25 protein-coding genes are annotated in these 24,007 nt (G+C 68.9%); 13 read left to right on the top strand and 12 right to left on the bottom strand.

Annotated features, from left to right (window positions below):
* Nucleotides 1-60 precede the first annotated feature (60 nt).
* From VMR06_RS05230 to hemB, 10 genes are all read right to left on the bottom strand, one after another.
* On the bottom strand, nt 61-1,611 hold the full coding sequence (locus tag VMR06_RS05230) for a DHA2 family efflux MFS transporter permease subunit (protein ID WP_325373737.1): 1,551 nt from the start codon (nt 1,609-1,611) through the stop codon (nt 61-63).
* A 24-nt stretch (nt 1,612-1,635) separates the two neighbouring features.
* Nucleotides 1,636-2,832 (bottom strand): efflux RND transporter periplasmic adaptor subunit, encoded by a 1,197-nt coding sequence (locus VMR06_RS05225; protein ID WP_414648063.1) that lies wholly within the window; start codon nt 2,830-2,832, stop codon nt 1,636-1,638.
* Between the two features lie 32 nt (nt 2,833-2,864).
* Nucleotides 2,865-4,313 (bottom strand): efflux transporter outer membrane subunit, encoded by a 1,449-nt coding sequence (locus VMR06_RS05220; RefSeq protein WP_325373735.1) that lies wholly within the window; start codon nt 4,311-4,313, stop codon nt 2,865-2,867.
* A 22-nt stretch (nt 4,314-4,335) separates the two neighbouring features.
* On the bottom strand, nt 4,336-4,794 hold the full coding sequence (locus VMR06_RS05215; RefSeq protein WP_325373733.1) for a MarR family transcriptional regulator: 459 nt from the start codon (nt 4,792-4,794) through the stop codon (nt 4,336-4,338).
* A gap of 138 nt (nt 4,795-4,932) precedes the next feature.
* Nucleotides 4,933-5,118: a DUF1156 domain-containing protein gene (locus VMR06_RS18180; protein ID WP_414648062.1), complete on the bottom strand. Its 186-nt coding sequence runs from the start codon at nt 5,116-5,118 to the stop codon at nt 4,933-4,935.
* A complete protein-coding gene (locus tag VMR06_RS05210) occupies nt 5,115-5,831 on the bottom strand; it encodes a retron system putative HNH endonuclease (protein WP_325373731.1) in 717 nt (238 codons plus the stop codon). Before VMR06_RS05210 ends, VMR06_RS18180 begins: the two co-directional genes overlap by 4 nt.
* Nucleotides 5,828-7,249, bottom strand: coding sequence for an AAA family ATPase (locus VMR06_RS05205; protein WP_325373729.1), 1,422 nt, complete (start codon nt 7,247-7,249; stop codon nt 5,828-5,830). Before VMR06_RS05205 ends, VMR06_RS05210 begins: the two co-directional genes overlap by 4 nt.
* A gap of 432 nt (nt 7,250-7,681) precedes the next feature.
* A complete protein-coding gene (locus VMR06_RS05200; RefSeq protein WP_325373727.1) occupies nt 7,682-7,939 on the bottom strand; it encodes a YkgJ family cysteine cluster protein in 258 nt (85 codons plus the stop codon).
* Between the two features lie 3 nt (nt 7,940-7,942).
* A complete protein-coding gene (gene aroE / locus VMR06_RS05195; RefSeq protein WP_325373725.1) occupies nt 7,943-8,767 on the bottom strand; it encodes a shikimate dehydrogenase in 825 nt (274 codons plus the stop codon).
* Complete coding sequence (gene hemB, locus VMR06_RS05190; protein WP_325373723.1) at nt 8,764-9,759, bottom strand: porphobilinogen synthase; 996 nt, start codon at nt 9,757-9,759, stop codon at nt 8,764-8,766. Before hemB ends, aroE begins: the two co-directional genes overlap by 4 nt.
* A 293-nt stretch (nt 9,760-10,052) precedes the next feature.
* On the opposite strand from hemB, the gene VMR06_RS05185 reads away from it, so the two are divergent.
* The 7 genes from VMR06_RS05185 to VMR06_RS05155 all read left to right on the top strand — a co-directional run bounded on the left by VMR06_RS05185 (nt 10,053) and on the right by VMR06_RS05155 (nt 17,462).
* Nucleotides 10,053-12,644 (top strand): EAL domain-containing protein, encoded by a 2,592-nt coding sequence (locus tag VMR06_RS05185; protein ID WP_325373721.1) that lies wholly within the window; start codon nt 10,053-10,055, stop codon nt 12,642-12,644.
* 454 nt (nt 12,645-13,098) lie between these two features.
* Nucleotides 13,099-13,557 carry an SPFH domain-containing protein gene (locus VMR06_RS05180; RefSeq protein WP_325373720.1) on the top strand — a complete coding sequence of 153 codons (459 nt, stop codon included), beginning with the start codon at nt 13,099-13,101 and terminating at the stop codon, nt 13,555-13,557.
* Nucleotides 13,558-13,646: 89 nt separating this feature from the next.
* Nucleotides 13,647-14,297 carry a 16S rRNA (guanine(527)-N(7))-methyltransferase RsmG gene (rsmG, locus tag VMR06_RS05175; RefSeq protein ID WP_325373718.1) on the top strand — a complete coding sequence of 217 codons (651 nt, stop codon included), beginning with the start codon at nt 13,647-13,649 and terminating at the stop codon, nt 14,295-14,297.
* Entirely contained in the window at nt 14,294-15,094 is an 801-nt protein-coding gene (locus VMR06_RS05170) for a ParA family protein (protein ID WP_325373716.1), read from the top strand. Before rsmG ends, VMR06_RS05170 begins: the two co-directional genes overlap by 4 nt.
* A gap of 11 nt (nt 15,095-15,105) precedes the next feature.
* Nucleotides 15,106-15,966 carry a ParB/RepB/Spo0J family partition protein gene (locus tag VMR06_RS05165; RefSeq protein ID WP_325373714.1) on the top strand — a complete coding sequence of 287 codons (861 nt, stop codon included), beginning with the start codon at nt 15,106-15,108 and terminating at the stop codon, nt 15,964-15,966.
* A 193-nt stretch (nt 15,967-16,159) separates the two neighbouring features.
* The gene (locus VMR06_RS05160) at nt 16,160-16,558 is read left to right on the top strand and encodes a plastocyanin/azurin family copper-binding protein (protein ID WP_325373712.1); all 399 of its coding nucleotides are present in this window, start codon (nt 16,160-16,162) and stop codon (nt 16,556-16,558) included.
* Nucleotides 16,559-16,745: 187 nt separating this feature from the next.
* On the top strand, nt 16,746-17,462 hold the full coding sequence (locus tag VMR06_RS05155; protein WP_325373710.1) for a glycosyltransferase family 2 protein: 717 nt from the start codon (nt 16,746-16,748) through the stop codon (nt 17,460-17,462).
* 100 nt (nt 17,463-17,562) lie between these two features.
* On the opposite strand, the gene VMR06_RS05150 is transcribed toward VMR06_RS05155, so the two are convergent.
* Entirely contained in the window at nt 17,563-17,820 is a 258-nt protein-coding gene (locus VMR06_RS05150) for a hypothetical protein (RefSeq protein ID WP_325373708.1), read from the bottom strand.
* Between the two features lie 292 nt (nt 17,821-18,112).
* Between VMR06_RS05150 and rpmB the strand changes: the two genes are divergently transcribed.
* On the top strand, nt 18,113-18,349 hold the full coding sequence (rpmB, locus tag VMR06_RS05145) for a 50S ribosomal protein L28 (RefSeq protein ID WP_325373950.1): 237 nt from the start codon (nt 18,113-18,115) through the stop codon (nt 18,347-18,349).
* A 16-nt stretch (nt 18,350-18,365) separates the two neighbouring features.
* Nucleotides 18,366-18,530 (top strand): 50S ribosomal protein L33, encoded by a 165-nt coding sequence (rpmG, locus tag VMR06_RS05140; protein ID WP_067650256.1) that lies wholly within the window; start codon nt 18,366-18,368, stop codon nt 18,528-18,530.
* 91 nt (nt 18,531-18,621) lie between these two features.
* Here rpmG and VMR06_RS05135 read toward each other — a convergent pair whose 3' ends face one another.
* Nucleotides 18,622-19,827 carry a DesA family fatty acid desaturase gene (locus VMR06_RS05135; protein ID WP_325373703.1) on the bottom strand — a complete coding sequence of 402 codons (1,206 nt, stop codon included), beginning with the start codon at nt 19,825-19,827 and terminating at the stop codon, nt 18,622-18,624.
* 304 nt (nt 19,828-20,131) lie between these two features.
* On the opposite strand from VMR06_RS05135, the gene VMR06_RS05130 reads away from it, so the two are divergent.
* Genes VMR06_RS05130 through VMR06_RS05115 form a run of 4 tightly spaced genes read left to right on the top strand, consistent with a single transcriptional unit; the run spans nt 20,132 to nt 23,995 of the window.
* Entirely contained in the window at nt 20,132-21,091 is a 960-nt protein-coding gene (locus tag VMR06_RS05130) for an ABC transporter ATP-binding protein (protein ID WP_325373701.1), read from the top strand.
* Entirely contained in the window at nt 21,088-21,843 is a 756-nt protein-coding gene (locus VMR06_RS05125) for an ABC transporter permease (protein ID WP_325373699.1), read from the top strand. The genes VMR06_RS05130 and VMR06_RS05125 overlap by 4 nt, the downstream gene beginning before the upstream one ends.
* A complete protein-coding gene (locus VMR06_RS05120) occupies nt 21,843-23,192 on the top strand; it encodes a GldG family protein (RefSeq protein WP_325373698.1) in 1,350 nt (449 codons plus the stop codon). The genes VMR06_RS05125 and VMR06_RS05120 overlap by 1 nt, the downstream gene beginning before the upstream one ends.
* The gene (locus tag VMR06_RS05115; protein ID WP_325373696.1) at nt 23,192-23,995 is read left to right on the top strand and encodes a hypothetical protein; all 804 of its coding nucleotides are present in this window, start codon (nt 23,192-23,194) and stop codon (nt 23,993-23,995) included. The genes VMR06_RS05120 and VMR06_RS05115 overlap by 1 nt, the downstream gene beginning before the upstream one ends.
* The last annotated feature ends 12 nt before the right edge of the window (nt 23,996-24,007 follow it).

Raw genomic sequence — 24,007 nt, 5'->3', positions numbered from 1 at the left:
GCGGCATCCGCCGGCACCTGCGGCGCGAGCGCGGCACGACCGCGCCGCCCGCAGCGCCGGTCAGTGCCCGCCGCCCGGCGGCGCGCCGGTCTTGGCGCCGAACGGCGGCTTGGCCAGCCACAGCACCAGCACCAGGCTGAAGAACACCCAGCCGAGCAGGTGGAAGACCTCGTTGAACGAGATCTGGTAGCTCTGCAGCGTGATCATGCGGTCGAGCAGGCCTGCCGCGCGCGGCAGGTCGCCGTTGCCGAGCGTCGCGATCGCCTGCTGCGCGGCCGGATCGTAGACGGTCACGTGCTCGGTCAGGTGCGCGTGATGGACCTCGGCGCGGCGCTGCCACAGGAACGTGGTCAGCGACGCCGAGAAGCTGCCGCCGAGCGTGCGCAGGAACGTCGCCAGGCCCGAGCCGTCGGCGATCTCGCCGGGGGCGAGGTCCGACAGCAGGATCTGCGTGACCGGCATGAAGAACAGCGCTACGCCGATGCCCTGGATCAGCTGGATCGTCGCGACGTGGTTGAAGTCGACGTCGAGATTGAAGCCCGAGCGCATCAGGCTGGTCGCACCCATCGTCAGGAATGCCAGCGACGCCAGCAGGCGCAGGTCGAACCGGTGCGCGTGGCGGCCGATGAACGGCGACAGCAGCACCGGCAGGATGCCGATCGGCGCGGTCGCGAAGCCGGCCCAGGTCGAGGTGTAGCCGAGCTGGCGCTGCAGCCATTGCGGTATCAGCAGGCTGATCGCGAAGAACGCCGCGTACGCGAACACCAGCACCGTGGTGCCGGCCGCGAAGTTGCGGTGGCGGAACAGGCGCAGATTGACGATCGGCTCCTTGTCGGTGAGCTCCCAGATCAGGAACACCGCCAGCGAGATCGCCGAGATCAGCGAGGTGACGATGATGAAGGTCGATTCGAACCAGTCTTCGTCGTTGCCCTTGTCGAGCACGATCTGCAGTGCGCCGACACCGATGATCAGCGTGATCAGGCCGACGTAGTCCATCTTCGGCCGCTCCAGGCGCTTGGGCCGCGCGCCGAGCTGGCTGCGCACGACCAGGCACGCGAACAGGCCGATCGGCACGTTGATGAAGAAGATCCACGGCCAGGAATAGTTGTCGGTGATCCAGCCGCCGAGGATCGGGCCGGCGATCGGCGCCACGATCGTCACCATCGCCAGCAGCGCCAGCGCCTGGCCGCGCTTCTCGGGCGGATAGATCGAGATCAGCAGGCTCTGCGTGACCGGGTACATCGGGCCGGCCACCGCGCCCTGCAGCGCGCGGAACGCGATCAGCATCGGCATGCTCTGCGCGATGCCGCACAGGAACGAGGCCAGCGTGAACAGCAGCGTGGAGGCGACGAACAGCGGCACCTCGCCGAAGCGGCGCGTCAGCCAGCCGGTCAGCGGCAGCGAGATCGCCATGCAGACCGCGAACGAGGTGATGACCCAGGTGCTTTGGTCGGCGCTGACGCCGAGGTTGCCGGCGATCGTCGGCAGCGAGACGTTGGCGATCGTCGTGTCGAGCACCTGCATGAAGGTCGCCAGCGACAGCCCGAGCGTGGTCAGGCCGACGCTGGCCGGGCGGAAGGCGTCGGGCCGCGGCGCGGCGACGGCATTCATCGGAGGATCCTCGGTCGGCTCGCGTCAGGGCGTCTTGGCCGCGACCGCGTCGCGGGCGCCGGCGCTGTTGGCGTGCACGATGCGCGCGATCAGCGCGTCGGCCTCGCCGAGTTGACCGGCGTAGACGTCGGTCGCGAACGGCGCCTGTGCCGGCGGCTGCTCCGCCAGTATCGGGCCGGAGCGGTCGTGCAGGTTCACTTCCACCTGCATCGACAGGCCGATGCGCAGCGGATGCGCCTTGAGCTGCGCCGGATCGAGCGCGATGCGCACCGGCAGGCGCTGCACGATCTTGATCCAGTTGCCGGAGGCGTTCTGCGCCGGCAGCAGCGAGAACGCGCTGCCGGTGCCGGCGCCCAGGCTCAGCACGCGGCCGTTGAAGCGCGCCTCGCTGCCGTAGAGATCGGACTTGAGCTCCACCTCCTGGCCGATCCGCATGTGGCGCAGCTGGGTCTCCTTGAAGTTGGCGTCGACCCAGACCTGATCGAGCGGAATCACCGCCATCAGCGGCGCGCCGGGCTGCACGCGCTGCCCGACCTGTACGCTGCGCCGCGCGACATAACCGCTGACCGGTGCCAGCACCTCGACGCGCGCGCGGTCGAGGAACGCCGCACGCAGCCGCGCCGCGGCGGCCTGCACGTCCGGATGCGAGGCGATCACGGTGTCGTCGACCAGGGCGCGCGTGGTGACCAGCTGCTCCTGCGTCGCGGCCAGCGAGGTCTCGGCGGCGGCCAGCGCGTCACGCGCATGCGCCAGCTCCTCGGCCGAGATCGCGCCGCTGGCGGCGAGATTCTTGCGGCGGCGGAAGTCCTCGCGCGCGCGATCGAGTGCGACCTTCTGCGCGGCGACCTGGGCGCGGCCGCTGTCGACGTTGCTGTAGAGACCGCGCACCTGGCGCACGCTGGCGGCCAGGCCCGCCTCGGCCTGCGCCAGCGCGACGTCGGCATCGCTCGGATCGAGCGTCGCCAGCGTCTGGCCCTGGCGCACGAAGTCGCCGTCGTCGGCGCCGATGCCGATCACGGTGCCGGCGGTCTGCGGCGTGATCTGCACGATGTTGCCCTGCACGTAGGCGTCCTCGGTGTGCTCGAACCAGCGGCCGTGCAGCCAGTACCACGCGGCCCAGGCGATGCCGGCGGCGGCGAGAGCGAACGTCAGCAGCATCAGCAGGCGCCGGCGGCGCCCGCGCTGCGTCGTGGCGGCAACTTCGGTATTCGGACTGCTCATGGAGAATGTCCTTGCGGAAAGGCGATGAATCGTCAGGAATGGGGTGCGCGATCGGACGGCGTCTGCGCATCGGCCTCGAAGCCGCCGCCGAGCGCCTGCACCAGCACGATCGCGTCGTCGACGCGCTGCGTCTCGAGGTCGGCCACGCGCTGCTCGGCGCTCAGCAGCTGCTGCTGCACGATCAGCACGTCCAGGTAGTTGCCGATGCCGTTGCGGTAGCGTTCCTCGGCCAGGCTGTGCGCGGCGGCCGCCGTCCCGGCGGCTTCGCGCGCGGCCTCGATCTGCGGCGTCAGCGAGCGCAGCGCGGCGATCCGCGCGGCGACCTCGCGCAGCGCGGCGACGAGGTTCTGGTTGTATTCGGCGACGGCCAGGTCGTACTGGGCGTCGGCACCGGCGAGATTCGCGCGCAGGCGGCCGCCGTCGAAGATCGGCAGCGAGATCGCCGGCGCGAACTGGTAGTAGCGGCCCTGCGCCGAGAACAGACCGTCTCCGCCGAGCGCGGCCAGACCCACCGCCGCGCTGAGATCGACGTTCGGATAGAACGCGGCGTGCGCGCTGTCGATCGTGTGCCGCGTGGATTCGACGCGCCAGCGCGCGGCGACCAGATCCGGACGCCGGCCGAGCAGTTCGGCCGGCAGCCGGCCCGGCAGGCGCAGCGCGGCCGGCGTCGCCAGCTGCGGGCGCGCGATCGTCAGGCCGCGATCGGGACCGGCACCGAGCAGCGCCGCCAGCGTGATGCGCTCGTCGTCGATGCGCGCCTGCGCGGCCAGCCACTGCTGCTCGGCCATCGGCACCGCGGCCTCGGCCTGGCGCAGCTGCAGCGCGCTGTCGATGCCGGCCTCGACGCGCTGACGCGTCAGGTCCAAGGCATGCCGGGCGCGCTCGCGCTCGCGATCGGCGATGTCGGCGCGCTCGAACGCGTGCGCCAGCTCCACGTAGCTGCGCGCGACGTTGGCCGACAGCGTCAGGCGTGCCGCCTGCGCGTCGATCTCGGCCGCGTGCGCCTCGTCCACCGCGGCCTCCCAGGCCGCGCGCTTGCCGCCCCATAGATCGAAGCCGTAGCTGAAGCTCAGCGACAGCGAATTGAGCGCACTGTAGTGACCGCCGATCGGCGGTTCGATCACGGTCTCGGGAATGCGCAGGCCCGACGAGGACGCGCCCGCGCCGACGGTCGGCTGACGGTCGGCATCGGCGGTACCGACGCGCGCCAGCGCCTGGCGGCTGCGCGCGTCGGCGACCTCGAGACCCGGATTGCCGGCCAGCGCCTCGTCGATCAGCGCATCGAGCTGCGGATCGCCGAGCGCGCGCCACCAGTCGTGCCGCGGCCACGCAGCCGGCGACACCTCGACCTCGCCCAGGCTGCGCTGCGCGGCGAGGCTGTCCGGGTCGCGCAGGCGACCTTGAGGATGCAGGCCCTGCGTGCTGGCGCAGCCCGCGACCAGCAGGGCGGAAACGACGAGCGTCACGAAAGAGGAACGCATGATGGAAGGGTCCGGATGGGAATCAGGGCGCGTGGGCCAGCGTGTGCAGGATGCGGCGCAGAATCGTCTCGAGCTGTTCGCGCTCGGCCGCGTCGAGGTCGACCAGCGCGCGTTCGATGCAGGCATCGGCGGCCGCGCGGATGTCCTGCCAGAGCCGCGCCCCGACTTCGGTCAATTCGATGCGCAGGGCGCGGCGGTCGCGCGGATCGGCCTGGCGGCGCAGATAGCCCTTGGCCTCGAGCTTGGCGAGCATGCGCGTCATCGCGCCGGGATCGTGGCGCAGCGCCTGCGCAAGCTCGCCGGCGCTCATCGGGCCGTGAGCGGCCAGCTGCTTGAGCGTCAGGAACTGCGACATCGTGATGTCGAAGCCGCCGCGCGCCAGCGTCCGCTCGATCGAACCGACCAGCGCGCTGCGCGTCTGGCCGATCAGCGAGCCGAGGCTGTAATGGGCGTCAGCCGAGGTGGCAGCGGAGGAGCACATGGGCGGCGCATTCTAAACTCGCTAGTTTAGTTGTCAAGGCAATTAATTGCGCCGCCTCGCCTACGTAAGCCCACATTCAGCATTAAGTCGTTGAAAACATTACAGCGGACGACGGGCACTTGGGGGCTACGCGCCGCCTCAGGGCGCTGTTGTGCGAGGCGCACGCGATGCCGTGATGAGAAGCGATGCTCGCCGTGCCCAGTACAGATGCAATGTGCTGGCATGCCCATGCCGGATCGACTTCTCGCGCGCCGCAGCTATGTCGATGTCGTCGAGCGGGAGCGCACTTCGATGAATTTTTGGGGAGTGGATGGGATGATTCATCTCAGTTGCGGCGCTTGGGCTTGCAGCACTCGTTCTGCGACAATGCCATAGAATTGTCGAGTTAGGGAGAAGAAGCGACGCAGCAAGTTGTTCGTGGGAATCAGATCAATACTTGCCAAGTCGTCAAGACTCCATTGTCTGGATTGATGCTCCTGAAACACGTCTTCCAGTTCGTCCCACCACTTGCGCCGCAGCGTGCGCAGGTAGGGACTGTTCAAGTTGAGCAGGTCGATAGTGTATTGCGCGCTGTCGGCTTCCACCTGGTTCAGGCGATGCGATGGAACAATGCGACCGTCCGACACATAGGCGAAGAAGCGTCTGCAATCGAGCTGGTGACAGGAAACGAATCGCGCCATGTCGCAGCCGGCTCGCTTGCCAATGGCATGACCGCCAAAAGCTGCAACTGTATTGAGGGTCTTCAAGTCGTCGGAATGCAAAGCGCTGGCGGCCAGATTCGCGTAGTCGAACGTGCGTGGCGGATTCCGGCTTTTGTTCTCGACATGCTCGATGTGACAACCCAGCCCTTCCTCGTCCGCACGAAGCTCGCTGTAGCAGCACAGACCGTACTGTTCGGCCAGCAGGGAACTCAGAACGGCTTGTTTGTGGGAAAATCTACTCCAGCGCGTCGCGGCCTGCGCCGCTGTAGCGGGAGGATTCGCGTGCGACTGGTTGAGATGATAGCCGCCGTTCCCCTGCTTGGTGATCGCCCTCATTTCTTGAGATTCCGCTGACGCTGACGACTGCGCTCAAGCCTTTGTAGCTGCGGATGCTGGTCGCCAAGAGCTTGCTTCAAGTCTTCCCAAAGTCGACTCGCCGCGTCGCTGTCGTATTCGCCTTGATCAACAAGATCGGTCAGCCGCTCCAACTGCGCACGTTCCGGCACAGGCGGCATTGGGTTCACTTGCATCACGCTTTCCAGCACGTCGCCGCTTGGTTCACCGTAGGTTCTAGCGATGGGCTGGCTGGATATGGCGTCGCCTGCCGCGTTCTGCGCCAACACACGGATATTCTCCCTACGGATGGTACTGAGGATCTGCGGGCTGTGCGTCGTCACGATGAACTGCGTGCCGGGAAAAGTTCGCATCAGGTCACCAAGCACCCGCTGCTGCCATGAGGGATGCAGGTGCAGGTCGATTTCGTCCACCAACATGATGGCGGGAGCGAGTTTCGTGGCGTTGCCGGTTCCTATTCCTTCCATCGAACGGCCAAGGCTGCGCATATGATTCAACAAGTCATTGACAGCAGCTCCGTTATGTACGATATCCAGATGATCGTTCCCGAGCGCCAATCTTCGGGCGAAGTCCATCGCCAGTGCAAGCATACTCTGATAACCCTGACTTAATTGTTTGACACGAAGCGGAGTGCCACCTTCGTTCTTCAGTACGACAAATCGATGTTGATCATTGAAATATGGATTTCCGAAATCGCCATTCAACAATAGCCGGATTGCTTCGCGCACCGCATCCAACGTAAGCGAAGTCTCCCATTCCTCAGGCGAGAACCCCTTGTTTCTTCTAAATTCGGAGGCTTCTTCGTCATCGAACCACGCCAGCATCTCACGAAAGTCGGTTAGGGGATTCAATGCGTCGCTCAATGCCGACGTTGGATGATCATAGTTATTCTTGTTCTCACGCAAACGCTGCGGCTCTTCGATTCGGCCGCGTTGCACGCCGTAGTAGGCACAGATCGGGAGTAGTTCACGATCTACTCGCTTGAAGCTCTCTGAAATATCGGAAAGGAGTGATTCAAGAGCTTTCTTCCCAATACGCTCTTCCGGGGCAATGCCTTTGTTCTTGGTCGAGGCTTTCCACTCATCCCAGCGCAATCCATCAGTTGTCTCGATAATGACCTGCGCGTAATCACAAGCACCCCATCGATCTCTACCACCCTTTTTTCCGAATGGCATCAGGCGGAAATCAGTATCCAAAATCTTGGCACCCTTGGTGGAAAGGCGCTGATTGGCTGAAGAAAGGTAACTCAGGATTGGAGCCAGACCCACGGTGATACCATCAAGAATGGCTGTCTTACCCGCGCCGTTGGCGCCGACGATCACCGTCAGTTGCGGATGCAGATCAATGTCGATGCTCTCGAAGCATCTGTAGTTCTTGAGCGTGACTTTCTTGAGGTACATCGTCGTCTACCAGATTCAGAACGTTTGCGCGCGGCGAAGCAACTAAGGCAGTTCTAGATTCTTTTGCTGACGCCCAGTCCGACGCTTAAGAGACGGGTGATGGGAACATAGTACGGCCCCCGGTGCTGCCATCCTCTCCGACCAGGATGAGGCCGAGCAAGTACTGGCCGGATTTGTTCAGGGCGCCAGGCATTCATTCCTGCTGAGCGTGATGTGGCGCCCCTCTTAGCGCGACCTTTGACTTCAATCAGCCGTGATGGCGGCAACGCGCTACGGTGATGGTTCGGGCTGGGGTGGTCCCAGCCCAGTTCTGCGTCGAGACATCGGGCGGCACATGGCTTCGGGGCGGCTTCTACGTTGATGACGACTCCATGAGCTACAAGCGAAAGACGCACCTCATGGCAGCCGCCACGCGCTGCTTGCATCGGATTGCTAGCCGGGCGTGGTCTGTTCCTCAAGTAGGCTCAGCCACAGCAATGCCTGCGCACTGCTCTGCCCGCACATGGATAGGGACGGTCTGAGAGATGCGCACACCACCGGCCGCTCCGGCCGGCCGAAGATCGCGCAGCGGTTGTCATCGGTCAGCTGCACGCAGCGCACGCCGGCCGGCTTGCCGTGCGGCATGCCAGGAATCGGCGAGGAGATCGACGGCGCGATGCAGCAGGCACCGCAGCCGGGGCGACAGTCCATCGCTCAGCGCGCCTGCGCGCGCAGCGCTGCGTAGACCGGCGCGGTATCGGGCGCATGGCCGTGCCAGATCGCGAACGAGGCAGCAGCCTGCTCGACCAGCATGCCGAGCCCGTCGACGGTCCGCGCGGCACCGGCGGACTTTGCCAAGGCAAGAAACGGGGCCGCCGCGGCGCCGTACGAGAGGTCGTAGGCGAGACGCGCCGAGCGCAGAATCTCATGCGCGACCGGCGGCGCGGCGCCGTGATGACCGGCCGCACTGGCGTTGACGATCAGATCGAACGGGCCGACCGGTGCCGCATCGGCCGCGACCGCGGTCGCGCGCGGATCGGCCAGTGCGGCGGCCAGCTGCTGCGCGCGCGCCGGTGTGCGATTGGCGATCACGAGACGGTCGATGCCGGCGTCGAGCAGGGCGAACGCGGCCGCGCGCGCGGCGCCGCCGGCGCCGAGCATCAGCACGTGCAGGCCGGCCGGCTGCAGGCCGTGGCGCATCGCGAGATCGGTCAGCAGGCCGATGCCGTCGGTGGTATCGCCGACCCAGCCGCGCGGGTCGCGCGTCAGCGTGTTGACGCTGCCGGCGCGCTGCGCGCGCGGCGTGATCGCGATGCACAGCGCCGCGGCCCGCTCCTTCAGCGGCAGCGTCACGTTGGCGCCGTGGCCGCCGGCGCCCGCGAACGCGGCAAGCGCATCGGCGAACGCCTCGGGCGCGGCCTCGATGCGCCGATAGTCGAGGTCGATGCCGGCCTGCGCCGCGAACGCGGCGTGGATCCGCGGCGACAGCGAATGCGCGACCGGCTGGCCGAAGACCGCGTGGAGGAACCGCTCGCTCATCCGCCCTTCTGCAACCAGCGCGCAGCGTCGATCGCGAAATAGGTCAGGATCGCGTCGGCGCCGGCGCGCTTCATCGCGGTCAGCGTCTCGAGCACGACGGCGCGCTCGTCGAGCCAGCCGTTTTGCGCGGCGGCCTTGAGCATCGCGTACTCGCCGCTGACCTGGTAGACGAAGGTCGGCATGCCGAAGCGGTCCTTGACCCGGCGCAGCACGTCCAGATACGGCAGGCCCGGCTTGACCATGACCGCGTCGGCGCCCTCGCGGATGTCGAGCTCGACCTCGCGCAGCGCTTCGTCGCTGTTGCCGACGTCCATCTGGTAGGTGTGCTTGCCGCCGCCGCCGAGATTGCCGGCCGAGCCGACCGCGTCGCGGAACGGTCCGTAGAAAGCCGAGGCGTACTTGGCCGAATAGGCCAGGATCCGCGTGTGCACGTGGCCGGCGCGCTCCAGCGCGGCGCGGATCGCGCCGATGCGGCCGTCCATCATGTCCGACGGCGCGACGAAGTCGTAGCCGGCCTCGGCCTGGGCCAGCGCCATGCGCACCAGCGCGTCGATCGTCGCGTCGTTGATCACATAGCCGGCGGCGTCGATCAGGCCGTCCTGGCCGTGCGTGGTGTACGGATCGAGCGCGACGTCGCCGATCAGGCCGAGCTGCGGATACTGCGCCTTGACCGCGCGCGCGGCGCGCTGGAACAGGCCCTCGGGATTCCAGGCCTCGCTGGCGTCCTCGCTCTTGACGTCCTGACCGGGCGCCGGGAACAGCGCCAGCGCCGGAATGCCGAGCGCCACGCACTCGCCGGCCAGCTCGACCAGGGCATCGATCGAGAGGCGCTGGACGCCCGGCATCGACGGCACGGCCTCGCGGCGGCGCTCGCCGTCAATGACGAAGGCGACCATGATCAGGTCGTCGGCGGTCAGCGTGGTTTCGCGCATCAGGGCGCGCGAGAAGGCGTCGCGGCGCATCCGGCGCAGGCGGATGGACGGATAGGACATGGCGGCTCCGGCGGGCGGTCGGCGTGCGGGAGGCGGCATTGTAATGAAAGCCGGCCGGCGGCCCGCTGCGGTGGGATGTCCCGTCCAGCGGCGCGCCGTGCCGGCGCGCGCGGCCGCTTGCCAGCGTCGGCGCGCTTTGATCTGATGGGCGGGCTGGGCTCCGGCCGCCCCGGACGGGTGGCGAGGTGGGCGTCGCCGCACACGAACGGCCGCGCCGGCACACCGATCGGGGCACCCGCCTGCACGGCGTGGGGACGTCGCTCGACGGTTCGCAACGATCATCCGGGGGTCTCTTGAGCGGCATCTTGCTAGTGGAGCGGTCGAGCACGCTCAGCCATCTGCTGCGGCGCACGCTCAACGCCGCCCGGCTGCCGCCGCGCGCCGAGCTGGCCAGCTATCTGGACGCCCACGATCATCTGCGCAAGTCGGTCGGCGCCAACCAGGCCTATTCGCTGGCCGTGATCGGCGCGCCGCCGCGCGCCAACCGCGAATTCCTCGCGCTGCTCGATTACCTCGGCCGCAATCCGACCGCGCCGTCGGCCGTGCTGCTGGCGCACGAGAACAGCGCCGAGGCGGCGAGCTGGGCACGAAGCTGCCGCAACGGCCGCCTGCTGCTGTGGTCGAACTTCGCGCGGCTGCCGGCGCTGATCGGCGAGCTGCATCCGCTCGGCATCGCGCCGGTGGCGAGCGAGGCGCCGGCACCGGTCCGCGCCGGCCAGCTGCGGATCCTGTTCGTCGACGACTCGCACAGCGTGCGCCACGCCTATCGCCAGCTGCTCGAGCGCAGCGGCTTCGCGGTCGACACCGCCGGATCGGTCGCCGAGGCGCTGGCGCGCGCCGCCGGCGCGCAGCACGACCTGGCGATCGTCGACTACTTCCTGCCCGACGGCACCGGCGACGAACTGTGCCGGCGGCTGGCCGCGCAGCCGGCGCCGCCGCTGCTGGCGGTCCTGACCGGCACCTACCGCGACGACATCATCCAGCGCTGCCTGGCGGCCGGCGCCGGCGAATGCCTGTTCAAGACCGAGACCAAGGACCTGTTCCTCGCGCGCGTCCGGCGGCTGGCGCGACAGATCGAGCTGGAGCGCTCGGCAGCCGCCCAGCGCGAGCGGCTCGAGGGCATTCTCGGCTCGGTCGGCGACGGCGTATTCGGCCTCGACGCGAACGGGCGCATCCGCTTCGTCAATCCGACCGCGCTGGAGCTGCTCGGGCACGCCGACGACACGGCCCTGGTCGGCACCGACGTCGACCGCCATCTCGGCGGCTACGGCGCGACCGCCCGCGCATTGCGCGAAGCGCTCGATGCCGGTGCGCCGGTGCGCGACCTCGAAGCCGTCTTCACGCGAGCCGACGGCGCGCCGCTGGCGGTCACCTACACCCTGCTGCCGCTCGACGATCCACGCCAGCGCGAAGGCGCCGCGCTGATCTTCCGCGACGCCTCCGGCCAGCGCGACATCGAACGCCTGCACTGGGAACTCACGCACGACCACCTGACCGGCCTGCTCAACGGCCGCCGCTTCAACGAGCTGCTGGCCCGCGAGATCGCCCGGCTCGGCGAACAGGGCGGCTACTCGGCCTTGCTCTACATCGACATCGACCGCTTCAACCAGGTCATCGACGCCGGCGGCCAGACGGCCGCGGACCGCATGCTGGCCGAGCTGGCCGACGCGCTGCGCGACCAGCTCGGCCCGCACGACCAGGCGGCGCGTCTCGAAGGCGACCGTCTGGCCGTGCTGCTGTCGCGGGTCGAACTCGACCAGATCCACGCCCAGGCCGAGAACTATCGGGCCCTGGTCCGGCAGCGCCGCTATCGCGCCGGCGACCACTGGCGCGCCGCGACCGCCTCGCTCGGCGTGGCGATCCTCGGGCCCGGCACGCCGTCGGTCGAGCATGCGCTCGAGCAGGCGCGCATGGCCTGCAAGACCGCCAAGCAGCGCGGCCGCGACCAGACCGAGATCAACAGCGGCCAGCGCGACGCGCGCGTCGCGCGCGAGCTCGAGGCCGGCTGGACCGAGCGGATCCGCGCCGCGCTCGAGTACGACCGCCTCGTGCTGCTGGCGCAGGCGATCGTGCCGATCGGCGCGCTGCCCGAGCACGAACATGACGTCCTCGCGCGTCAGGGCTGGCGGATCGGCGGCGGCAGCGGCGATGCCGGCCGCGAATACCTGTTCGAGGTGCTGACGCGCATGGTCGGCAAGGGCGGCCAGCTGATCACGCCGAGCGTGTTCGTGCCGATGGCCGAGCGCGTCGGCCTGATGCCGCGGTTCGACCTGTGGGTGTTCCGTCACCTGCTCGAACAGCTGGTCAAGCTGCCGATCCCGGACGACGTGCCGGTGACCTTCACGGTCAATCTCTCCGGCATCACGCTCGACGACGCACCGACGCTGCAGGCGATCGAGGAGGCGATCGTCGGCTCCGGCGTGCCGCCGCGCCGGCTGATGATCGAGATCACCGAAACCAGCGAACTGGTCAGCCTGAGGCTGGCACGCCGCTTCATCGGCCGCATGCGTGCGCTCGGCTGCCGCTTCGCGCTGGACGACTTCGGCATCGGCTTCTCGTCGTTCAGCCATCTGCGCGATCTGGACGTGGACTTCGTCAAGATCGACGGCAGCTTCGTCGAGGCGATGACGACCAGCGACATGGATCGCAAGATGATCGTGTCGATCAGCCAGCTGGCGCATTCGCTCGGTCTGCAGGTGATCGGCGAGCACGTCGAGAGCTTCGGCAGCGTGCAGGCTCTGCGAGCGGCCGGCGTCGACTACGCGCAAGGCCACTGGATCGGCGAGCCGCGCCTGCTGCACAAGCTCGATCTGCCGACCTTGCTGACGCGCACGGCGGCCCCGGCCGAGCCTGCGACGGCCGCCGAGGTTCTGCTGCAGCCGTAGTGCTGCCCCGGGCCGACGCCGCCGGCGGGGCGCATCGGCGGAACGCGGCCAAGCGCCGATGCAATGCTCGCGGCCAGCCTCGATTGATCGAGCAGGGCCCGGCAGCCCGGCATCGACCACCCGACCGGTCACACGCGCCTTCGCGGCCTCGGAAGCGCAGCCCGCGACTCCGAATCGCGGGCCACCGGCCCCGCGCGACGTGCGTGCACGACGTAGGGCGCCCGCCTCTCGCGCCCGCGAATCGGCTCGCAAAAGCCGCGATCCGCATCCGATCGGCTCCATCCGGGCCTGTCGCAGGCTTGAGCATCGCCGATGTCGATCAGCACATGTTCAGTTTTTGTTAGGTCACTGGCCGCCAAACTGTTAAAGCCGTGTTATGATCAGTTACGGCACTCTCTGCTAGACTTTCCTCAGAAAGTCTCTGCAACTCGTTGTAAACAAGAGAACACAGGACATGTTGTCGCCTCTCGTATGGACATCTCTCGCGGCGCTCGCCGTGCTCGTACTGCTCTCGGTGCGCCGCATTCCTGAAGGCCAGGCCTATACGCTGCGCCGTTTGGACGGCCGCATCCGCCTGCTGCAGTCGGGCACGCACTGGGTCGTTCCGCTGGTCGAGCGCGTCGCGCACAAGATCAGCCTGACCGGCAGCACGCTCGCGTTCGAGGACGCCGCCAGCGACGGCCAGCGCCTGCGCGGCGCGGTCTATTTCCAGGTCCTCGATCCGCAGCGTGCGGATGCCGTGATCGAGCAGGTCGACGACCTGCTGCGCGACCGCACCTGCGCGCTGCTGCACCAGCCGGCGCTGCCGGACGACCTGTCCGAACGGCGCGCCTGGCTCAAGCAGTCGCTGAATCGCGAGCTGCGTGACCAGGGTCTGCTGGTGACCCGCATCGAGCTGGCCGACGCCGCCTGAGCGGGCGCGTGAGGCTCGGCCTCGCGGGGTCGCCGCTGGATTTTGCCGGCGCCGCCCCGGATACTGGCGCGCCCGCTTTCGCCTATCCCATGCCCGCCCGCGACCCGTTGCGGCATCTGCTGACCGGCGGCGCGACCCGTCTCGGCCTCGATCTGGCGGAGGCGACGGTCGAACGCCTGCTCGACTACATCGATCTGCTGGTCCGCTGGAACCGCGCCTACAACCTGAGCGCGGTGCGCGACCCGCGCGAGATGGTCACGCGGCACCTGCTCGATTCGCTGGCGATCACGCCCTGGGTCGCCGGTGACAGCCTGGCCGACGTCGGTTCCGGCGCGGGCCTGCCGGGCCTGCCGCTGGCGATCCTCGCGCCGCAGCGCCAGGTGCTGCTGATCGACGCCAACGGCAAGAAGGCGCGCTTCCTGCGCGCGGCGATCCGCGATCTCGGTCTGCGCAACGCGCGCGTCGCCGAGAGCCGCGTCGAGGACGTCGGCGAGACCTTCGATTGCGTGACCGCGCGCGCGTTCGCGACGCTGGCCGAGATGCTCGAGGGCGGCGGCCAGCTGCTCGGTCCGAAGGGTCGGTGGCTGGCAATGAAGGGCCGTTTCCCTCAGGATGAAATAGACGCCGTCCCCGCCGGATTCCGCATCGAGGCCGTCCACGCCCTGGAAGTGCCGGGCCTGGAGGCCGAGCGGCACCTGGTGGTCATCCAACGCAAGGCCCAGGACCCGGTGCAGTCATGACGCGCATCATCGCCATCACCAATCAGAAGGGCGGAGTCGGCAAGACGACGACCGCCGTCAATCTCGCCGCTGCGCTGGTCGAGACGCGCCGGCGCGTGCTTCTGGTGGACATGGATCCGCAGGGCAATGCGACGATGGCCTCGGGCGTCGACAAGCGCCACGCCAAGCCGAACACCTGCGACGTCCTGCTCGACGAGGTGCGCGCCGAGCAGGCGATCGTGACCACCGAGGGCGGCTTCGACCTGCTGCCGGGCGGTCCCGACCTGACCGCGGCCGAGGTCAAGCTGATGGACGCGCTGGCGCGCGAGTCGCGGCTGAAGTCGCAGCTGGCCGCGCTCGGCGACCGCTACCGCACGATCCTGATCGATTGCCCGCCGAGCCTGCACCTGCTGACGCTCAATGCGCTGACCGCGGCGCACGGCGTGCTGATTCCGGTGCAGTGCGAATACTTCGCGCTGGAAGGACTGTCGAGCCTGCTCGAGACGATCGAGGCGGTGCGCCGTCGGCTCAATCCGGACCTGGAGGTCGACGGCCTGCTGCGCACGATGTACGACGTGCGCAACAACCTCGGCAACGAGGTCTCGGCCCAGCTGACCCAGCATTTCGGCGACAAGGTGCTGCGCTCGGTGATCCCGCGCAACATCCGCCTGGCCGAAGCGCCGAGCCATGGCAAGCCGATCAATCTGTACGACCGCGAATCGCGCGGCGCGATCGCCTACCTCGGCCTCGCCGGCGAGATGCTGCGCCGCGAACGCGGCCCCGTGCCGGCGCCCGCGGCGCCGGCGACCCACGCATAGGAGTCCTTCCCATGGCAGCCAAGAAACGTGGCCTCGGCCGCGGGCTCGACGTACTGCTCGGCGGCGGCGAAACGGCGCTCGCCGAGAGCGAGGGCGAGCTGCGCACGCTGGCGACGGCGAGCATCCAGCCCGGCAAATACCAGCCGCGCCAGACGATCGACCCGGAACGGCTCGAGGAACTGGCCGCCTCGATCAAGGCGCAGGGCCTGATCCAGCCGGTCGTCGTGCGCGCGATCGCGCCGGGCCGCTACGAGCTGATCGCCGGTGAGCGGCGCTGGCGTGCCGCACAGAAGGCCGGCATGACCGAGGTACCGGCGCTGGTCAAGGAAGTGCCCGACCAGGCCGTCGTCGCGATGGCGCTGATCGAGAACATCCAGCGCGAGGATCTCTCGCCGCTGGAGGAATCGCAGGCGCTGGCGCGCCTGATCGAGGAATTCGATCTGACCCACCAGCAGGCGGCCGACGCGGTCGGCCGCTCGCGCGCGGCCGTGTCGAACCTGCTGCGCCTGCTCGAGCTGCCGGCGGAGATTCGCGCGCTGCTCGACGCGCGCAAGCTCGACATGGGCCACGCGCGCGCGCTCGGCACGCTGCCGCCGCCGCAGGCGGTCGCGCTGGCGCGCCAGGCCGCCGAGAACGGCTGGTCGGTGCGCGAACTGGAAGAAGCCGTGCGGCGCGCGAGCGAGCCGATCAAGACGCTGTCGGCCGCCTCGCCGGTGCGCCGCGATGCGAACATCGAGTCGCTCGAGCGCGAACTCGCCGAGAAGCTGGCGACGCGCGTGGCGCTCAGCCATGGGCGCGGCGGACGCGGCAAGATCGTGATCCACTACCACAGCCTCGACGAACTCGACGGCATCCTCGAGAAGATCCGCTGACGGCACGGCCCAAGGCCGGCCGGTACGCAAGAATGCATGCAGCCGGGCCAAGCGCCTGTGCGGCCTCGAAAAAAAATCGCAACGCGTGCGACGAAGCGTCTCCGATGCGCGTCTGGCTGCCGTCGCCCACCGGCCACGGTCTGCAACGTCGTGGACGACGCGACGTGTTCAACCGGACCTGGGAGGGTTTCGTATGTTGCGCATGTCGTTGCTGTGCCTGTTGCTCGAGACTCCGGCCGTGCAGGCGGCCAATCACACGGTCACCGCGCTCAGCGGACCGTTCCGTTTCGAACCGGCCAGCCTGACGATCCAGGCCGGCGATACCGTCACCTTCGTCAACGGCGGCGGCTTCCACAACGTCGTTTCCGATCCGGGGGCCATCGCCACGTTCCGTTGCGCGAACGGCTGCGACGGTGCCGGCGGCAACGGCGACCTCAGCAATACGGCCTGGAGCGCCGTGGTAACGTTTCCGGATGCCGGTACGGCCGGCTACCACTGCGAGGCGCACGGCGGTCCCGGCACCGGCATGGCCGGGACGATCACGGTGATCGACGACGTGCTGTTCGCCGACGATTTCGAGGGCCCCGGCTGACCGGTTGCGGCCGGCCGCTGCCGGCCGGGCCCGCACGCTCTGAGGGGTGTGCACGGGTTCGCTCGCGCGCATGCCCCGCTGCGGCCTGGCGCTCGCGCGTGCTCCGGCACGGCGTATCGGCGCTGGCGGTATCGGCGATAATGGCACTTTCCGGCGGCGCTGCCGCTCTTCGATCGTGGTCCGGTACATGCCCCAGCTCTCCGTCGTCGTTCCGGTGCACAACGAGCGCGACAACGTTCTCCCGCTGATCGCCGAAATCCTCGCCGCGCTGCGTGGCGTATGCGATTTCGAAATCGTCTACGTCGACGACATGAGTCGCGACGACACGCTGGCAATCCTGAGCGGCGCGAAGGCCGCGACGCCGCAGCTGCGGGTCGTGCGCCATCTGGCGCAGAGCGGCCAGAGCACCGCGATCCGCACCGGCGTGAAGGCCGCCCGCGGCGAGTGGATCGCCACGCTCGACGGCGACGGCCAGAACGACCCGGCCGACATCCCGAAGCTGCTGGCGCTGCGCGACGGCGCGCCGGCCGAGGTCAAGCTGTTCGCCGGCTGGCGCGTGCATCGCCAGGATTCGGGCTCCAAGCGCTACGCCTCGCGCATCGCCAATGCGATCCGCCGCCGCCTGCTGCACGACGACACCCCGGACACCGGCTGCGGCATCAAGCTGTTCGAACGCGCCGCGTTCCTCGATCTGCCGTACTTCGACCACATGCACCGCTACCTGCCGGCGCTGATGCAGCGTGCCGGCTGGCAGGTGCGCAGCGTGCCGGTCAACCACCGCGCCCGCGGCGCCGGCACGTCCAAGTACAACAATCTCAACCGCGCCCTGGTCGGCATCGCCGACCTGCGCGGCGTCGCCTGGCTGATCCGGCGCTCGCGCCGCACGCCGGTCGAGGAACTCTAAGCGCCACCGGGGCGTGGCAGACTCGGGCCAATGGCTGGACCTGACGGTGGTGAGCGGCATACCGCCATTGGGTTACGTAGGAAGGCGGGGGCTTCAACAACTAGGCCAGCGGGTCGTGATGCTGCTCAGGAGGCCTATCGGACTTCTCAAGTCCGAACTTCGCAAGCGCGTCCGTTGCGTCATAGTGCGTCGTGTCTGAGTGCCAGTCGTACTCGACCTGAACCCATTCATCGCTGGGCCCGACCGCGAGCACACGGACGTTGTCGGCGTATTCGATCTGAGCCATGACGCCGTATGCAGCTTCCTCGATTCGCGTAAGCAGCGGCCTGATGGGTCTGAACGTGCTCTTGCACTTCATGCTCTCTTCATCCCTAGAGTATTGCCGATAGGTGGCATATCAGAGTTTGGCGCAGAAACCTACCCGAGATTTCAAACTGAGGCACCACCGCCGGCGGCTTGCTCACAGGGATGATTTCCGCTATAAAGCGCGGCTCGCTCCGACCCGCCTGCCTCGGCAGGCCGCCTGGCCACGGTACACGGTCCGTCCCGGCGCCAGGGTCGCAGCGCTCCAGCACCGTGTGGCGCATCGCCGCCGCTGGGCCGCCGCCGCCCTGGCCAAGGGCGGCTCCGACAGTATTTTCGAGGTCCGCATGTCCAGAGTCTGCCAAGTGACCGGCAAGAGCGTTTTGACCGGCAACAATGTTTCGCACGCCAACAACAAGACCCGGCGCCGCTGGCTGCCGAACCTCCACGAACGTCGCTTCTGGGTCGCCAGCGAAAACCGCTGGGTTCGCCTGCGCGTATCGAGCAACGGTCTGCGCACGATCGACAAGAAGGGCATCGACGCGGTTCTGAAGGAACTGCGCGCCCGTGGCGAGAAGGTCTGAGAGGAGCACTTAAATCATGGCATCCAAGCGCGACAAGATCCGCCTGATCTCCACCGCCGGCACCGGTCACTTCTACACGACCGACAAGAACAAGAAGAACACGCCGGAGAAGATGGAAGTCAAGAAGTACGACCCGGTCGTGCGCAAGCACGTCCCGTACAAGGAAGGCAAGATCAAGTAATCGGGCAGCGTCAGCCGCCCCAAGAAAAAACCCGCCTCACGGCGGGTTTTTTCGTTTGCGGCCCGACAGCGGCCGTCGACCCGGCCGCCGGTCAGTGATCGGCGGCCAGCCGGTAGCCCTTCAGGCGCGCGGCGAAATCGACCAGCGCGCGGATGCCGGTCGCCTCGGCCTCGTGGCACCACTGCTTGACGCTCTCGAGCATCGCCTCGGCGTTGCGGCCGTTGCGTTCGGTCAGCGCGGCCAGGCGCGCGCGGAACTCGCACACGGTCGCCAGCAGCGGCCGCTCGCGCACGACCGCCTCGAGCCGCTCGCGCGAGTGCGAGTCGAGCCAGCGTCCGCCGTTGGCGAGCGCCTTGCGCAGTTTGCGCGGCAGCGACTTGATGCTGGCGCCGGCATGCACCGCCTCTTCGCGCAGCGTCGGCGCGATGACGCCGCTGAAATAGTCGCTCATGACGTGGAAGCGGTGCGACAGCAGGGCCTTGATCGTATCGGCGTCCGGCAGCGACACGTTCGGCCGCAGATCGAGCGCCGGCGCGACGCGCAGGACCTTGGCCAGCCGCAGCGTCTCGAACAGGCGGATCGCCGCCCAGCCGATGTCGAACTCGAATTTGCGCAGCGCGAACTTGGCCGAGCTCGGGAACGCATGATGGTTGTTGTGCAGCTCTTCGCCGCCGATGATCAGGCCCCACGGCGAGAGATTGGTCGAGGTGTCGGCCGATTCGAAGTTGCGGTAGCCCCACCAGTGGCCCAGGCCGTTGACGACGCCGGCCGCCCAGAACGGGATCCAGACCATCTGCAGCGCCCAGATCGCGACGCCGACCGCGCCGAACAGCGCGAAGCTGATCAGCAGCAACAGCGTCGGGCCCAGCGACGGCGCGCGCGAATAGACGTTGCGCTCGATCCAGTCCTCCGGCGTGCCGATGCCGTACTTGTCCATGATCGCGGTGTCGCGGCACGCGGCGCGGTACAGGTCCACGCCGTCCAGCAGCACCTTGCCGATGCCGTGCACGACCGGACTGTGCGGATCCTCGGCGGTCTCGGTCTGCGCATGATGCTTGCGATGGATCGCGACCCACTGCTTGGTGACCATCGCCGTGCTCAGCCACAGCCAGAGGCGGAATACGTGCGCGAGCGCCGGATGGAAATCGACGCCGCGATGGGTCTGGCTGCGATGCAGATACAGCGTGACCGAGAAGATCGTCAGCTGGGTGACGACGACGAAATAGAGGATCCAGGTCGTCCACGAAGCCTGATCGAACAGGCCGCGCGCGGCGAAACCGAGAAGCGAGTCCAACATGGGATGCCAAACCTTAGCGGGGAACCGGAAACGCGCACCTGCCCGTTTCCGATCGAAGGGCGCGGACGGAGCCCGCGCAGCCACTCCCGGAACCGGTCGCGCGTGCGAGGATCCGGAGCGATCCGTCCTGGATCGCCTCGGCGGACCGTCGTTCACGATCCTGCCGGAATGCGATGCCCGACTATACGTGAGCCGCGTCGGCGCCCGCCACCGGCGCGGTCACACTGCGTGTAAAGGTTTCAAAAGGCCCGGTGGACGCGATAGCTTGCCGCGCGGGGCCGGGAACCGGAACAATGCCGGCCGCATGACCGCCTCCGCCCCCGTCCTCGCCCTCGAACATGCCGGCCGCTCTCTCGCCGGGCGCCTGATCGTGGACGCGATCGACCTGACGATCGACAAGGGCGAGGTAGTCGGGCTGCTCGGCGTCAACGGTGCCGGCAAGTCCACGACCCTGCGCCTGATCGCCGGCGTGCTGAGCCCCGACCGCGGCCGCGTACGGATCAACGGCTGCGAGCTCGACGAGCATCCGACGCTGGCGCGCCGCGCGATCGGCTACCTGCCCGAGGATCCGCCGCTGTACGCGGAACTGAGCGTCGTCGAATACCTGCGCTTCTGCGGGCGCCTGCACGGGCTGTCCGGCGGCCGCCTGCGCGCCGCGATCGAGCGCGCGATAGAGCGCTGCGATCTCGGCGAGGTGCGCCGGCGCCTGACCGGCGCGCTGTCCAAGGGCTATCGCCAGCGCGTCGGGATCGCGCAGGCGATCGTGCACGAGCCGGATCTGATCGTGCTCGACGAACCTGCCTCGGGTCTCGACCCGGTCCAGGCGCTGAAGCTGCGCGAACTGGTCCGCAGTCTCGGCGAGCAGCATGCGGTCGTGCTGTCCACGCATCTGCTGTCGGACGTGGCCGCCTGCTGCGACCGGGTCGCGGTACTGCATCGCGGGCGGATCCGCCACCAGGGACGCATCGACGAGGCGGCGAGCGCCGGCCGGATCCGCGTGACGCTCGACCGCGCGGTGGCAGCGGCCGACTGGACCGGTCTGGCCGGCGTCGCCACCGCCGAACCGATCGATGCGCGGCGCTGGCGCCTGCAGCCGGCCGCCGCCGGCGGCGCCGCCGCGGTGGCCGTCGCGATCGTCGCGCGCGGCTGGGGCCTGACCGAACTGCGCGCCGACGACGTTCCGCTCGAAGAGACCTTCCTGCGCATCGCCAGCAGCGAAACCGCCGCGGAGGCCGAGCTGCCGTCCGAGAGCGCCGCCGCATGAGCGCCCTGCTGATCGCCGCCAACGACTGGCGCCGCCACGCCGTGCAGCCGTTCGCCTGGGCCCTGGCCGCGGTGGTGCTGGCGCTGATGGCCTGGCAGTTCCTGGTCGCGCTCGGGGCCTATCTGCAGCTCGCGCCCAAACTCGGCGCCCTGCCCAATGCGCCCGGCGTCACCGACCTGGTCGCGATTCCGCTGCTGCGCAGCTTCTCGAATCTGCTGCTGCTGGTCGTGCCGTTGCTGACGATGCGCGCATTCGCCGGCGAGCGGCAGCTGCGCACGCTGCCGCTGCTGCTGGCGGCCGGCGCCGGCGATACGCGCATCGTGCTCGGCAAGTTCTTCGGCGTCCTGCCGCTGGCGCTGCTGCTGGTCGCACTGGTCGCGGCGATGCCCCTTAGTCTCGCCTTCGGCACCTCGCTGGACCTCGGCAAGCTGGCCGCGGCGACCCTGGGCATGGCGGTATATGCAGCGGCCCTGGTCGCGATCGGCGTCGCCTGCTCGGCCTGGGTCGCCCAGCCGGCGCTCGCCGCCGGGCTCGCCGTCGCGATCGGCGGCGCGCTCAGCGTGCTCGATCTCGGCGCACGCTTCGAGGGTATCGGCAACAGCGCGATCAACTGGTTCGCATTGCCGACGCATCTGGAGCCGTTCCTGCGCGGCATCGTCGCCAGCGTCGACATCGGCTACTTCGTGCTGATCTGCGCGGTCGCGCTCGCGCTGGCGGTGCGTCGGCTGCACCATCTGCGGCAGGCACCGTGATGCGGTCGCGCCTGGGCGATCTGCTGTTCACCATCGCCGTCGGCATCGCGGCCGCGTGCCTGGCGTTCCTGAGCACGCGCTACGGCTTCGAGGCCGACTGGAGCAGCGGCCGCCGCGCCAGCCTCGGCGAAGCCTCGGTCGCGCTGCTCGGCACGCTCGATGCGCCGGTCGAAGTGGTGTCCTACGCACGTCCGCAGGGCGGGCTGCGGCCGATCATCGGCGAGTTCGTCGCGCGCTACCAGCGGCTCAAGCCCGATCTCAGCTTGCGCTTCGTCGATCCCGACGCCGATCCCGGCGCGATGCGCGCCGAGGGCATCCGGCTCGACGGCGAGATCGAGCTGCGCTATCGCGATCGCAGCGAACGCCTCAAGGTGCTCAGCGAGAGCGAGTTCTCCGGCGCGCTGCTGCGCCTGTCGCGCCAGGGCCAGCGCATCGTCGCGTTCCTCGAGGGCGCCGGCGAGCGCCAGGCGCTCGGCGAGGCCAACGCCGATCTGGGCCAGTTCGTGCGGGCGCTGCAGGAACAGGGCGTGCGTGCAGTCGGACTGCCGCTGGCCAGCAGCGGCCAGGTGCCGCGCAATACCGATCTTCTGGTCGTCGCCAATCCGCGCGTGGCCTTGCCCGAATCGGTGCTCGGCGAGCTGGTCGACTATGTCGAGCGCGGCGGCCACCTGCTGTGGCTGGCCGAGCCGGACGAGCGCGGCGGACTCGGCGCCCTGGCCGATGCGCTCTCGCTGCGGGTACTGCCGGGCACCGTCGTCGACGGGGGCGGCGCCGCATTCGGCCTGGACGACCCGACCTTCGTCGCGGTCAGCCAGTACCCGGACCATCCGGTCACGCAGGGCTTCGTGCTGACGACGCTGTTTCCGCAGGCGGCAGCACTGGCGCAGGTGACGCCGCCGCGCTGGGAGATCGCGCCGTTGCTGCGCAGCTCCGCCCAGTCGTGGAACGAGACCGGACACATCCCACGCGCCGGCGAAGCGTCGGGGACGGTGCGCCACGATGCCGACGCCGGCGAGATCGCCGGGCCGCTCGACCTCGGCCTCGCGCTGCGCCGGCGTTCGCCGGATCCGGAACGCGGCGAGCAGCGTGCGGCGGTGATCGGCGATGGCGACTTCCTGTCCAATACCTTCCTCGGCAATGCCGGCAATCGCGAATTCGGCGTGCGGCTGTTCAACTGGCTGCTCAACGACGACAGCCTGATCGAGGTACCCGATCGCGGCGCGCCCGATCGCGAGCTGGCGATGTCGCAGGCTGCGCTCAACGCGCTGGGCCTGATCTTTCTGGCCGGACTGCCGGCTGCGCTGGCCGCGGCCGGCGGCCTGATCGCCTGGCGGCGCCGGCGCCGCTGATGCGTCGGCGCACGCGCCAGCTGCTCGCCGCGGCCGCAGCCGCCGCCCTCCTGGCCGCGGCGGTCGGCCTGCAGATCCGCCACGAGCGCGCCGGACTGCCGCAGCCGCTGACGCGGATCGATACCGCCCGCGTCACCACGGTCGCCGTGCGCTGCCGCGGCTGCGTGACGCGGCGCTTCGAGAAAACCGGCGAAGGCTGGCAGATGCGCGAACCCTATGCGCTGCCGGCCGACGCTGCGGCCGTCGAGGGACTGCTGGCGATCGCCGGAATCCCCGTGCGCACCTGGTATGCCGACGATGCCCTCGACCCGTCGCGTCTGGGCCTGGAACCGCCGTTGATCGAGCTGCAGCTCGACAGCCATCTCATCCGGATCGGCACCACCGATGCGATCGACAGCGACCGCTATCTCGGCGTCGACGGCCGCATCGCACGCGCGCCCGACCGCTTCAGCCCGCGCCTGCTCACGGTGCCGGAGGCCGAGCTCGACCGCCATCTCGCGCCGCCGGGGACCGCGCTGAGCGGCGTCGACCTGATCGCCGGCACGCAGCGTCACGGTGGCGATGTCGATGCGTGGCGGCAGGCGCAGGCGCTGCGCATCGACGCGGCGCAGGCCGAGATCGACGCGTCGGCCGCGCCGCTGCGCGTGCAGCTGCACACCGCGGACGGCCAGACCATCGGCTACCGTCTGCTGCGCCGGGGCGAAACCTATCTCGCGGTGCGCGACGCCCCGGCGCTGATCTACGTCCTCGCTCCGGACACCATCGCCTCCGTGCTGCCCGACGGCGTGCCGACCACGCCGTGATACGTTTCGGCG

Source organism: Dokdonella sp., assembly GCF_035511235.1.
In the GTDB taxonomy this organism is placed as follows: Bacteria; Pseudomonadota; Gammaproteobacteria; order Xanthomonadales; family Rhodanobacteraceae; genus Dokdonella.
This window is presented reverse-complemented; position numbering and strand designations above follow the sequence as displayed.